Source organism: Alloyangia pacifica (assembly GCF_900116195.1).
GTDB lineage: Bacteria > Pseudomonadota > Alphaproteobacteria > Rhodobacterales > Rhodobacteraceae > Salipiger > Salipiger pacificus.
In genome coordinates, this window is record NZ_FOZW01000009.1 from 67,445 (window position 1) to 80,260 (window position 12,816).

Consider the following 12,816-nt stretch of genomic DNA (forward strand, 5'->3'; position numbering starts at 1 on the left):
GCGCACCATGCTCAACACGGGATTTTCCATGTCACGCCGGGACCGCTTCGTTCAATGGGCCGTCACCGCCACTGCGCTTGCAATGGTCGCGTTCCACATGATCAACACGCAGGTCCTCATGGGTTCGACCTATGAGCTGCAGAACGTCCATCTCTTCTTCGCGCTGGTGCTTGCCTTCCTGCCGGGCCTGGCCGGGGGATCCCGTGTCTCGCGCATCGTCGCTCTCGTCCTGCTGGTCGCGGGCATCGGCGGTACACTCTATGTCGGCTTCAGCATCGACCATCTGCAAATGGTGCTGGGCTTTCCCGAACCCATCGACGTCGCGGTCGGGGTCGTGCTGATCCTGCTGGTGATCGAGGCTACACGTCGCAGCTGGGGCCTGCCCTTACCCATCGTCGCGATGGTTTTCCTGGCCTATTTCTTCTTCGGCCATCTGGTTCCCGGCCCGCTCTATCACCGCGCTTTCAGCTTCGACTACGTGATCTCCTACCTCTCGGTCGGCCTCACCGGGATTTACGGCCAGTTCCTGTCGATCTCGGCGAACCAGATCTACCTCTTCGTCGTCTTCGGCGCGCTGTTCGGCGTGCTCGGCATCGATGCGCTGCTGAGCGAACTCGGCAAGCTCGCAGGGCGCCGGCTGCGCAGTGGTCCGGGACAGATGTCGGTGGTCTCGAGCTCGCTCGTCGGCATGATCACCGGCGCCTCCGTCGCAAACGTCGCGGTGACCGGGGCCTTCACCATTCCCTACATGAAGAAGCGCGGCTACTCGCCGGAACTTGCGGGCGCCATCGAGGCCACGGCCTCGACAGGCGGGCAGATCATGCCCCCGGTCATGGGCGCCGCCGCCTTCCTCATGGCCTTCTTCATCGGCATTCCCTACGTCGATGTCATGCTGGTGGGCATCGTGCCGGCGGTGCTCTTCTACATCGGCGTGCTGTTCTCGGTGCATTGCGCCTCGCTGTCCGAGAACATCGACGCGCCCACCGAGCGCGCCGACATGCGGGCCATCGCCAAGGGCGCGCCGTCCTTCCTGATTCCGCTCGGCATCATCATCGTGCTGCTGATCCGCAGCTACGCGCCGGACGTGGCCGCGTTCTGGGCGATCATCGCGGCGCTGGCGCTTTCGATGCTGCGTTCCGACCGGCCAAAGCTGTCCGACCTGCTGCACTGTATGGCAGGCGGGGCGCTCATCGGCGCCAAGATCGCCGTGTCGCTCGCCGTGGTCGGCCTGATCGCACAGACCCTCATCACCACCGGGCTCGGCTCCAAGATCGCCGGGCTGATCGAGCTGCTGAGCATGGGCAACATCGTCCTCGCGCTGCTGCTGACCATGATCGTGGCGATCATCCTGGGGTGCGGTGTCCCGCCTGCCGCCGCCTACAGCCTCGTGGCGATCACAGCCGCGCCCTCGCTCATCCGCATGGGGCTCGACCCGCTGGCGGCGCATTTCTTCGCCTTCTACTTCGCCATCATGTCAGCGGTGACCCCGCCCGTGGCGATGGGCGCGCTGGCGGCCTCGGCGCTGTCGCGCGGCAGCTACATGGCCACCTCGATGAAGGGATTCAAGCTGGCGATCTCGGGATTCATCATCCCATTCTTCATCGTCTTCAATCCCGTGGCCCGGCTGCAGGTGGAACAGCTCGACCTTGCGCTCGGCGCCATCATCGCAATGCCGCTCTCGCTGATCGCGCTCTCGGCGACACTCTATGGTTATCTCCTGACCCGGCTCACTCGGGCCGAACGTATGTTGACCGGCGCTTCCGCGCTCTGCGCCTTCGGTTTCATGACCTTCAGGCAGATCGCACACCTTCCGCTGGAATGGCCGATGCTGGTGGCCTCGGTGGCCCTGTTCGGCACCGCGGTAACGCGTCAGGTCACCGAGCGCCGAAGCCTGGCACGGCAGGGCAAGTCACTGAGCACGTCAGAGACCTGAACCGCGCTGCCGCCCTATTGATCTGGCGCGACGAAGAAGGCCATCGTCGGCAAGCTCCGCACGCAGTAGATCGGAAAGGCACTCTGATCAAACCTGTCGCTCGCAGGGAACAAAAGACTACGCGCTCAGCGCATGCACGTTGCCCAGGTCAAGGGCCATTCCAAGGGGGGGCGTGGTGCGGAAATGGGCTTTGAGCCTGACGAACACATTCCCCAGGAAGCTTCGGCCGAGGGCTTAGGTCTTGAACTCTTTGCTAAACCTCCGTCCCTTCGCCGTGCTCTGCGGCCAGACCTGCCATCCCCCGGGCGAAGATGCCTTTCTCGCTCCACCGCTTGCACCGGCTGTAGAACGTCTTGTGCGGACCATACTCCTTCGGCGCATCCGGCCAACGCAAGCCATTGCGATTGATGAAGATAATCCCGCTCCATACCCGCCTGTCATCGACCCGAGACGTACCATGAGGCTTGCGGAAGAAAGGGGCCAGGCGCGCCATCTGCGCGTCGGCCCGCCAAAGGAGATCGCTCATGTCACCGCTGCGTTTTCGAAGCCGTGGAGCATGCTAGGTCGCGCGAAATCAATGCATCCTGACCCGACGCCGGACGCATTCCGGGCCCCAAATACTGGATGACGTACATTGGCAATCTTTGCGTATTTTGCCGAAAGCATCAGCCCACCTCGAAAACTCAGCTTCCTGGGGTGCCCCGTGATTCCGGCAAGTCGCTCGCGCCATGCGACTTCAGACTTTCGCGTTCAGGGAGGGTTGGAGAGCATCCTCCCCGTCGCACCGGTGAGCGCCCGCCGTCTCCAGAAACGCATTGATCGTCGGGCTGCCCATCTTCGTGCGCAGGCAGAAGACGTGCTCTGGGAAGGTCTGCGGAATATCCGACAACGGAACGCGCACGATGCCCCCCTCGCGTCGGGACGCCGCATCGAACATGAAGCCGATCCCCAGGCCCTGGGCCGCCGCCTCGAACACCGCCTCGCGTGATTCCAGCCAGAGCAGCGGCGTCAGCGATAGGTCCTGCGCCCGCAGAGCGAGATTCAGCTCGCGCTGGGTCTGGGAGCGGCCACTGCGGAACAGCAGCGATTGCCCCGCAAGGTCGGACAGGCGCAAGCTCGCACGCTTGGCGTAAGGATGCGACTGCGGCACCAGCGCGACAAGTGACTGATAGAGCAGTGGCTCCCGGTACATCTCTGACCCCGAAGGAGCCGCTGTGAGAACACCAAGGTCGGCCCGCCTATCGCGGATAGCGGTCACAACCTCCTGCCAATTGCCGAAGGAAATGTCGATCTTGATCCCCGGATACCGCTGACGGAAGCGGGCAACCTGCTGCATCGCCGGGCCTGGTGCGCCGGCGGCGATCGACAGCTCTCCGATCTCCAGCGCGCGGGCCGTCAGCAGGATCTCTGTAGCATCGCGCTCCACATCGCGCTGCGCCGCGGTGCAGTGGAACAGCCGGTGCCCCACCGCGGTCAGCTCAGAACCATGTGCCGTGCGCTCGAAAAGCCTTACCGCAAAGCTCTCTTCCAGAGTCTTGACTTGCGCGGTGATCGCCGGCTGCGACAACCCCAGCGCGCGGCCGGCGGCAGAAAAACTGCCCGTGGCAGCAACTTCATTGAACGCCCTGATCTGGGCGGCGGTGGGTCGTTTCATGAGGGCCTCGCGAGGTTTTCGAGGCCATAACCTAAATTGATAATGTGTCATCCAAGCTACAAGAACCTCCTGTAGCTCCCGCCTCGACCGCGGCCCGACAGACCGGGCATTGCACAAGAGGACAGGACATTGGCGACAGTGACCCTTCGGGGCATTCAGAAAAATTTCAAGGAAACCGAGGTGCTGCGCGGCATCGATCTGGCGATCGCCGATGGTGAGTTCGTGTCTCTGGTCGGCCCCTCGGGCTGCGGCAAGTCGACCTTGCTGCGGATCATTGCCGGTTTGGAAAGCGCCAGCGCCGGGGCGATCGAGATCGGCGGCGCGCCGGTGGACGGCCTTCGCGCCGCAGACCGCAACCTGTCGATGGTGTTCCAGTCCTACGCGCTCTACCCGCATCTGACCGTGGCCGAGAACATCGCCGTACCGCTGCGCATGCGGCAGCTGAGCGCGGCGCAGCGGCTGCCGCTGATCGGACGCGCGATGCCGGGGGCGGCGGAACAGAACCGCGAGATCGACGCCCGCGTGATGGAGGCCGCGCGGACGCTGGAAATCGATGGGTTGCTTGAGCGCAAGCCGGGGCAGCTCTCGGGTGGCCAGCGACAGCGGGTGGCGCTCGGACGGGCACTGGTGCGCTCGCCTGCGGCCTTCCTGCTGGACGAGCCGCTGTCGAACCTGGACGCCAAGCTGCGCGTTCACACACGGACCGAGATCGCTGAACTACACCGCAGCCTTGCGGCGACCTTCATCTATGTCACCCACGATCAGGTCGAGGCGATGACCATGTCGGACCGCATCGCGGTGATGATGGGCGGCGAGATCCTGCAGTGCGACGCGCCCGCACGCATCTACGAGGACCCCGCCGACCTGCGCGTCGCCGAGTTCATCGGCTCACCCCGCATCAACGTGCTGCCCGCCGAGAGCGACGCGACGGGCCGGATCTCGGTGCTGGGAGCCGGCCTGCCGCTGGCCCTGCCCGGCGGGCGGCAGACCTTGCAACTGGCGCTGCGCCCCGAGGCACTGACCCTGACCCGCATCGACCCGCTGCTGCACGGCTGTGTCGCTCACGCCGAGAACCTCGGCCACGAGATCTACGTGCAGGTAACGCTGGATGGCGCAGAGCAGCGTGTCGTGCTGCGGGCCGACCCGGCGCTGCAGGCGCAGCTGCACCTCGGCGCCGAGGTCGGTCTGACCTTCGATCCCGCCCGCGCCCTGATCTTCGACGCCGAGGGCCGCCGGATGCGCAACGTGGTCTCCGCCCTGCAGGAGGTCCCGGCATGACCACCGCCGACACTTTCACCGCCGTGCCCCGCGAGCGCGCTGCTCCCAGCGTCGACCGCAGGCAGGCGGGGACGGGCTGGCTGATGAGCGCTCCGGCGCTGGCCCTGATGCTGACCATTCTCATCGCCCCTGTGGTGCTGGCACTGGTGCTCAGCTTCACCGACTATTCGCTGGGCAACCCGGGCTTCAACTGGGTGGGCTTCGAGAATTACGAGCGCATCTTCACCCGCTCGACCTACGCGAAGATGCTCAGCGCCACCTTCACCTATGTGCTGACGGTGGTGCCGCTGTCGGTAGGGTTCGGGCTCGGCGCGGCGCTGCTGATCCAGTCGCTGACCCGCGGCGCGGCAATCTACAAGGCGATCTATTTCCTGCCGGTGATGGCGACGCTGCTGGCGATGACCATCGTCTGGCAGCTCATGTTGCATCCCTCCATCGGGGTGATCAACCGCGGCCTCGAGGCGCTCTGCGCCATGCCGGTCACGCGCGGCCTTTTCAGCCTGTCGTTCCTCGGCCTTTCCCCCGAGGCGACATGGTTTGGCCGGGTATGCACCGAGGGCACGCCGCTCTGGCTCGGCGACCGGGACTACGCCATCTGGGTGGTCTGCTTCGTCGGGATCTGGCAGGGCTTCGGCTTCAACATGGTGCTCTATCTGGCAGGGCTCACCGGCGTCTCCCGCGAGCTCTATGCTGCTGCCGAGATGGATGGCGCGCGCTCCAGCTGGGAGCGCTTCCGGCTGGTGACATGGCCTGCACTGGGGCCAACCACCGTGTTCGTCGTGACCATCACCTGCATCCGCGCCTTTCAGGCCTTCGACACGGTCGAGGCACTGTTCTCGCCCGGCGGCGGCCCCGGCAAGTCCGCCTACGTGATGATGTTCGCCATCTACGAAAAGGGGGTCACCCAGAACCTCGTGGGCATCGGAGCCGCGATCACCGTGCTGTTCCTCGTCTTCGTGATGATCCTGACCGTGATCCAGCGCCGGATCACCGAACGCAAGGTGCACTACGCATGAGCCGCCTTTCCCCCTCCCTGATGATCCGCCACTTCATCCTGCTCATTGGCGCCGCCGTGGTGCTGGCCCCCTTCGTGGTGATGCTGAGCTACTCGCTGAAGTCCCCCGCCGAGATCGAGCGCGGCACCGGCGGGCTGTTCGGCGCACAGGAAATGATGGTCGATCCCAAATGCGCCCTGCGCAGCGCGCCGCGCCGCGAGGATGTCGAAGCCGCGCGGGCGCGCTTTCCCGGCGCTGACGACGGCACGATCCTCGCGACGCTCACCAACGAGGCCCGAGCGGCCTGCGAGGTCCGCCCTGTCGTCTTCAACTACCGCTCGGCGTTTCAGGACGCGCCGCTGCTGCGCTACCTCGCCAACGGCGTGATCGTCACCGCCTCGATCTTCCTGCTGCAGATGGTGATCGCGCTGCCCGCTGCCTATGCGCTGTCGAAGTTGAAGTTCTGGGGCCGCGAGGCGGTGTTCGGGTTGGTGCTCTTCTGCCTGCTGATCCCGGTGCATGCCATTGCGCTGCCGCTCTATCTCGGCCTCGCGAAGATTGGCCTCACGAATACCTACGCGGCGCTGGTGGTGCCCTGGATCGTCTCGGCCTTCGGCATCTTCCTGATGCGGCAGTTCTTCATGACTGTCCCCGACGACCTGGTCGATGCCGCGCGGATGGACGGGATGAGCGAGTTCGCCATCGTCTGGCGGGTGATGCTGCCGACCGCGATCCCGGCGCTGCTCGCCTTCGCCATCTTCTCGGTTGTGGCGCATTGGAACGACTACTTCTGGCCGCGCATCGTCGTCACCGGCGACCGCAACCTCTTCACGCCGCCGCTCGGCCTGCGCGAGTTCCAGGCGGGTGCAGACGGCAACCTCTACGGGCCGATGATGGCGACGGCGACGGTGATCGTCATTCCGCTGATCGTCGCCTTCATGCTGGCCCAGCGTCGCTTCATCGAGGGGATCACCCTTTCGGGCATGAAGTGACCGGCAAGGCTCCCGGCGCGCTGACCCTCACCGCCCCGCCGGGGCCCGAAGACCACCCTGCCGGGCCTCCGGTCCGGCAGCCTCTCTCCTCCCTTTCAACGTCACCCATCACTCCGGAGCATTCCGACATGACCAAGCTCACCCTCGGCGCGCTGCTGCTCGCCACCTCCGCCCTGCCCGCCCTCGCGCAGGACGAGGTCACCATCGATTTCGTCTACCCCTACGCGTCGCTGTTCGACGTCACTTACGAGGCGATCATGCCCGCCTTCAAAGCGGCGCATCCCAACATCACCGTCAACATCCGCGCCTCTTACGAGGAATACGAGGATGCCTCCAACACCGTCCTGCGCGAGGCGGTCTCGGGCAATCTGCCGGATGTGACCATGCAGGGCCTCAACCGCCAGCAGATCCTCGTGGATCGCGGCATCGCACGGTCGCTCGAGCCGTTCATCGCCGAAGAGGCCGACTTCCAGAAGGACGGATACCATCAGGCAATGCTGTCGCTCTCGACCTTCGACGGCGATGTCTACGGCCTGCCCTTCTCGGTCTCGCTGCCGGTGGGCTACTACAACCTCGACACGCTCGCCGCGGCTGGCGTCGAGGAGCTGCCGACCACTTGGGACGAGGTCATCGGCACCTGCAAGGCGCTGATCGACTCGGGCGTCAGCAACCCGATCTATTGGGACTGGGCGATCACCGGCAACTGGTTCTTCCAGGCGCTGATGTGGACCCAGGGCGTCGCCCCGGTCGAGGATGGCCACATCAACATGGACACCCCCGAGGCGCTGCGCACGCTGGAAACGGTCAAGGCGATCGTGGACGGCTGCAACATGCGCAACCTGACGGGTGACGAGGCGGTCTCGGCCTTTGCCGCAGGCGAGCTGCCGCTGATGTATACCTCGACCTCGAACGTCGGGCGGATGATGACCATCAAGGCCGACTTCGACTTCGACACTGGCGCGTTCCCGGGCCTCGACGGCACGCCGGACGGCCTGCCCGCAGGCGGCAACGCTGCGGTCATGACCTCGACCTCCGAAGACCCCGCCGTGCGCGAGGCGGCCTGGCAGTGGATCAAGTTCATCACCTCCGGCGAAGGCGCGGCGGAAGTCGCCCGCACCACCGGCTACATGCCGCCGAACCAGGCCGCCAACGACATCATTCTTGCGGATTTCTACGCGCAGAACCCGCAGAAGGCGACCGCCGTCGAACAGCTGCCCCTGCTGCGGGACTGGCAGGCCTATCCGGGCGACAACGGTCTGGCGATCACCCAGGTGATCTACGACGGGCTCGAGCGCATCGTCACGGGCGACGCGCAGGACATGGAAGAGCTGCAGCAGGAGCTCACCGAAGAAATCGAGGACCTTCTGCCGCGCGGCTGAACGTTGCCTGACACGAGGGGTGGCGCGCTGCGTGCCACCCCTTCTCCATCCCCTCTCACAGCGTGACACTCATGAAATTTATCCACCTCACCGATACCCACGTCATCGGCGGCAACCGCACACTGTATGGTGCCAACCCGGCCCGCCGCCTCGCACTGGCGGTCGACAGCATCAATGCCGAGCATGGCGATGCCGCCTTCACCGTTGTCACCGGCGATCTGACCCACTGGGGAGACGCGGATGCCTATGCTGCCTTCGAGGCGCAGATCCGCCGCCTGGCAATGCCTCTGGTGCTGATGGTGGGAAACCACGACGACTCCGCCGCGTTCGCTGATCGTTTTCCCGAGGTGGCGCGCGACGAGCACGGCTTCGTGCAGTCGCGCCGCGAGACGCCGCAGGGCACCTGCCTCTTTCTCGACACCAAGCAGCCAGGCACTCACGCGGGTGGCTATTGTGCGCAGCGCCTCGCCTGGCTGAAACGGCAACTCGAAGCCACCGACGGTCCGGTCTTCCTGTTCATGCATCACCCGCCCTTCCGCCATGGCATCAAGTCGATGGACGCGATCATGATGCAGGACCACGAAGCATTCTGGCAGGTGATCGAGCCGCACCGCGCACGCATCCGGCACCTGTTCTTCGGCCATGTACACCGGGCGATCTTCGGCAATTGGCGCGGCATCTCTTATTCGTGCATGCGTGGGCTGAACCACCAAGTGGCGCTCGATCTGGTCTCCGACGCCGCCAGCATTCCCGGCGATCTGGCCGAGCCCGCATACGGTGTGGTGCTGTGTGACACCGATTGCGTGACCGTCCACCTGCACGAGTTTGCCAGCCGAGCACCCCGGTTTCCGTTGAACGCGTCGGAGCATGAGTTCGGTGAGCAGTATGCGACCTCGATGGTGCATCCGGGCTTTCGCGATCTATGAACCTCGGAACCAACTGCGACACACCGCACGGTGTGACTGATCAGCGTGCCGCGCAAGCGCGAAAACTTCTGGACCGCGCTGAACGCATTCTGTGCGATCTCGACGGTTGCCTGATCTCCGGTGCCCGGGTTCTTCCGGGTGCGGAGGCCTTCGTGCGGCACTATGCTTCGCGCCTCGTTCTGGTGAGCAACAATTCGACGGACACGGCCAAGACCCTCGCGGGAAGACTTGCTGCAATGGGGCTGCCGATTTCCGCTGACCGCATCAGGCTGGCGGGCGAGGCGGCGCTCGGATTCGCATGCAAGACCGCGTCCTCAGGCAAGGTTCTTCTCTTGGCGGGAGCCACGATTCAGCAACGTGCCCAAGAACTCGGTCTGCGTCCGGACACCGCTTCGCCAGAGGCAGTCATACTTTGCCGGGATGCAACGCGCGGCCAGTTGGAACGCGCGCTGCCGCTACTGTCGAAAGGTGTGCCACTGATCGTGGCCAACCCTGATCTTACTCACCCCGGCGAACATGGACCGGTCATCGAGACCGGCGCGCTCGCGGCCCTCTTGCGGGCCTGCGTTCGGCCGCAGGTAACCCACGTGGTGGGCAAGCCCTCGGCGTATCTTTTCCAGACGGCCCTTGGGCCGGTTCCGCCCCGGAAGGCCGTCATGATCGGCGACAATCGCGATACCGACATCGCCGGCGCCCAGGAGCTCGGGATTCCGTCCCTCCACGTCGGCCCTGACGCTATGCGCTTTGGCTTGCCCGGAATTTCCAGTCTGACAGGCTAGCAACTCCTGAGGTTGCCGACCGTTGCGCAAGTGCCTTTGACTTCTGAGCAAGGTGATCGAGTGCGGTCTTCTGTCAGGCCTGTTCGTGCGGCATTTCCAGAAGGCTGGCCGGATGGTGATCTGCGGAACGGGTCCACATCTGTATCTCGAGCTTGTGCGATCACGGTAACGATGCCCTCGTGCGGTTTTCCGGCGTCGCGCAGTCGCTGCGCGAAGGCTTCCAGGGCGGGATCGTGATTTGCAGCGACGAGGGCGGGGGCGCTGGAACAGGACATGCCGCGGGGCGCGCTGTCCTCCGGCGATGGTTCGAGTGCCCCCGCAACACACCGCTGTCGCGCGCTTTGGCGCGAGCCCGGTCAGGTCTGCGGCCCGTTCTCCGGCGGCAGACGGGTGAACCGCCGGTGTGTGGAGCTCGGGTGCCGCCGCGAAGGGCCCGGAGCTGTGTCGCTCACCCAGGAAGTTTGCCGGAGCGGAACGCGAGCTCCTTTCTGGCGGATGGCGCAATTCGCGTTCGCATGACCCGATCGAGACTTGAGGTCTGCGCATCGTCCGTCGGCTCCTCCAGCCAGCCGAAAATGGTGCCTTCACTGCGATGATATCGCCTCCTCTCCACTCTGAGAGGGCCACTCTTCGGCGAGCCTGGTGACGACACCAGACAAAATTCCATGCCGTCATGCGGACGTTACGAATCCTCGATACTTCGCGCTGGAAACGTTTCCATCGAGGGCCGACATGGCGCGGAGCAGCAAGATCACGATCAGGGACGTCGCGGCGCGCGCGGGCTGCGGTGTGGCCACCGCCAGCCGCGTGCTGAACCGCTCCGGCGCCACCAGCGCCGACAGCCGGGAACGGGTCGAGCGCGCCGCCGCAGAGCTGGGGTTTTCCTTTTCCGCGATCGGGCGCGCACTGCAGAGCAGCCGGTCGATGACGGTAGGCGTGCTGGTGCCGTCGCTTGCGAACCCGGTATTTGCCGAGGCCGTGCAGGGCACGCAGGAAGAGCTGCGCGATGCTGGCTACCAATGCCTCATCGCCAGTTCGACCTACGATCCGGCCCGCGACGCCGAGGCGCTCGGGGTGCTGACCGCCAAGCAGGTGGACGGGCTGATCGTCACCATGGTTGCCCCCGAGGAGAGCCCCGCCCTGGGGGCCGCGCGCACAAGGGACATTCCCGCCGTCCTGATGTTTCACGACCCGCGCGCCGGCCTGCTGTCGGCACATGTCGACAATGCCGCCGCCGCCCGCGAGGTCGCGCGCCAATGCGCCGCCGCCGGTCACCGTGCCACCGGCTTTCTCGCGCTCAGGTTCTCGACCTCGGACCGCTCCCGCGCGCGGTTCACCGGCTTCACCCAGGGCTGCGCCGAGCTCGGCATGGCCGCGCCGGTGCTCGTCGAGGTCTCGGAAGCCGAGGCCGCCAGCCCGGATGCCCTCGCCCGGACGCTTGCGGCCCACCCCGATCTCACCGCGATCTTCGCCTCCAACGACTTCCTCGCGATCGCGCTGCAGCGCGCTGCGCGCGAGCTGGGGCTGCGGGTGCCGCGGGATTTGTCGGTGGTCGGATTCGACGGGATCGAGATCGGGCGTCACCTGGACCGGCCGCTCACAACGGTCGAGACCGATCCTGAAGCCATGGGCCGTCAAGCAGCCCGCCTGCTTCTTGCCATGCTGCGGGGAGAAACGCCGGAGCAGCCGGCCCCCCTGCCCTTCACCTTCCGTCCCGGCGCGACGCTTGCCGCACCGGCGGAGGATCGCGACGACGACCGGGCAGCCACCCGATCGCCGTCAGCCCATCCCGACCAAAATCCATCTCTCAAACGAACCTGACAGGACGAACAGATGTCTCATACCGCCCGTGTTGCCATGGTGGCAATTGCTCTTGCGACGCCCTTCCTCGCGAACCCTGCCGCGGCCGAAGACGCCGTGTGCTACAACTGCCCGCCGGAGTGGGCGGACTGGTCCTCGATGCTGGACGCGCTGGACAGCGAGATCGGCGTGCAGATGCCGCATGACAACAAGAACTCCGGCCAGACCTTCGCGCAGCTGGTCGCCGAGCGCGACAACCCGGTGGCGGACGTGGCCTATTACGGCGTCACCACCGGCATCAAGGCCGCTGTCGAGGGGCTGGTGCAGCCTTACAAGCCCGAGGGCTTCGATGACGTCCCCGAGGGGCTCAAGGATCCCGAGGGCAAGTGGGTTGCCGTCCACTACGGCACCATCGGCTTTTTCGTGAACGTCGACGCGCTCGGCGGCGCGCCCGTGCCGCAGTGCTTCGCCGATCTGACCAAGCCCGAGTATCGCGGAATGGTGGGCTATCTCGACCCGTCGTCGGCCTTTGTCGGCTATGCGGCCGCCGTGGCCGCCAATCTCGCCTTCGACGGTGACCTCGACAACTTCGACCCGGCCATCAAGTACTTCTCCGAGCTGGCTCAGAACGATCCGATGGTGCCCAAGCAGACCTCCTACGCGCGCGTCGTCTCGGGCGAGATCCCGATCCTCTTCGACTATGACTTCAACGCCTATCGCGCCAAATACCAGGAAGACGGCAACTTCGAGTTCGTCCTGCCCTGCGAAGGCTCGGTTCGCGTGCCCTATGTGATGGGCCTCGTGGCCGATGCGCCCCACGCCGAGACCGGCAAGAAGGTCCTCGACTTCATCCTTTCGGACGAGGGTCAGGCGATCTGGACCAACGCCTACCTGCAGCCCGCCCGCCCGGTCGAGCTGCCCGCAGAAGTCGCCGCGAAGTTCCTGCCCGCCTCCGAATACGAGCGCGCGGTCGCGGTCGACTACGCAAAGATGGAGGCGGTCCAGCAGGCCTTTGGCGAGCGCTACCTGTCGGACGTGAAGTGATGCCGCGCCCGGGGGAGATCAGCTCCTCCGGGCCGA

At 65.5% G+C, this 12,816-nt stretch carries 10 protein-coding genes and 1 pseudogene; 9 read left to right on the forward strand and 2 right to left on the reverse strand.

Annotation, left to right across the window (positions count from 1 at the left end):
• Nucleotides 1–28 precede the first annotated feature (28 nt).
• Nucleotides 29–1,933 carry a TRAP transporter permease gene (locus tag BM397_RS18335; protein ID WP_176806820.1) on the forward strand — a complete coding sequence of 635 codons (1,905 nt, stop codon included), beginning with the start codon at nucleotides 29–31 and terminating at the stop codon, nucleotides 1,931–1,933.
• Nucleotides 1,934–2,201: 268 nt separating this feature from the next.
• On the opposite strand, the pseudogene BM397_RS18340 reads toward BM397_RS18335, so the two are convergent.
• Together BM397_RS18340 and BM397_RS18345 are read right to left on the reverse strand one after the other, a co-directional pair.
• Nucleotides 2,202–2,459: pseudogene (locus tag BM397_RS18340) on the reverse strand (transposase); the annotation flags it as partial.
• 210 nt (nucleotides 2,460–2,669) lie between these two features.
• Complete coding sequence (locus BM397_RS18345) at nucleotides 2,670–3,587, reverse strand: LysR substrate-binding domain-containing protein (protein ID WP_092429261.1); 918 nt, start codon at nucleotides 3,585–3,587, stop codon at nucleotides 2,670–2,672.
• A gap of 129 nt (nucleotides 3,588–3,716) precedes the next feature.
• Here BM397_RS18345 and BM397_RS18350 point away from each other — a divergent pair, with 129 nt between their 5' ends.
• The 8 genes from BM397_RS18350 to BM397_RS18385 all read left to right on the forward strand — a co-directional run bounded on the left by BM397_RS18350 (nucleotide 3,717) and on the right by BM397_RS18385 (nucleotide 12,780).
• Entirely contained in the window at nucleotides 3,717–4,865 is a 1,149-nt protein-coding gene (locus BM397_RS18350) for an ABC transporter ATP-binding protein (RefSeq protein ID WP_092429263.1), read from the forward strand.
• The gene (locus BM397_RS18355) at nucleotides 4,862–5,881 is read left to right on the forward strand and encodes a carbohydrate ABC transporter permease (protein WP_092429265.1); all 1,020 of its coding nucleotides are present in this window, start codon (nucleotides 4,862–4,864) and stop codon (nucleotides 5,879–5,881) included. The genes BM397_RS18350 and BM397_RS18355 overlap by 4 nt, the downstream gene beginning before the upstream one ends.
• Nucleotides 5,878–6,852, forward strand: coding sequence for a carbohydrate ABC transporter permease (locus tag BM397_RS18360; protein ID WP_092429267.1), 975 nt, complete (start codon nucleotides 5,878–5,880; stop codon nucleotides 6,850–6,852). The genes BM397_RS18355 and BM397_RS18360 overlap by 4 nt, the downstream gene beginning before the upstream one ends.
• Before the next feature lie 128 nt (nucleotides 6,853–6,980).
• Complete coding sequence (locus BM397_RS18365) at nucleotides 6,981–8,231, forward strand: extracellular solute-binding protein (protein WP_092429269.1); 1,251 nt, start codon at nucleotides 6,981–6,983, stop codon at nucleotides 8,229–8,231.
• Between the two features lie 71 nt (nucleotides 8,232–8,302).
• Nucleotides 8,303–9,157: a phosphodiesterase gene (locus BM397_RS18370; RefSeq protein WP_092429271.1), complete on the forward strand. Its 855-nt coding sequence runs from the start codon at nucleotides 8,303–8,305 to the stop codon at nucleotides 9,155–9,157.
• Nucleotides 9,154–9,936 carry an HAD-IIA family hydrolase gene (locus BM397_RS18375; RefSeq protein WP_092429273.1) on the forward strand — a complete coding sequence of 261 codons (783 nt, stop codon included), beginning with the start codon at nucleotides 9,154–9,156 and terminating at the stop codon, nucleotides 9,934–9,936. Before BM397_RS18370 ends, BM397_RS18375 begins: the two co-directional genes overlap by 4 nt.
• A 732-nt stretch (nucleotides 9,937–10,668) precedes the next feature.
• Nucleotides 10,669–11,757, forward strand: coding sequence for a substrate-binding domain-containing protein (locus BM397_RS18380; protein ID WP_092429275.1), 1,089 nt, complete (start codon nucleotides 10,669–10,671; stop codon nucleotides 11,755–11,757).
• A 12-nt stretch (nucleotides 11,758–11,769) separates the two neighbouring features.
• Nucleotides 11,770–12,780 (forward strand): extracellular solute-binding protein, encoded by a 1,011-nt coding sequence (locus BM397_RS18385; protein WP_092429277.1) that lies wholly within the window; start codon nucleotides 11,770–11,772, stop codon nucleotides 12,778–12,780.
• Nucleotides 12,781–12,816 lie beyond the last annotated feature (36 nt).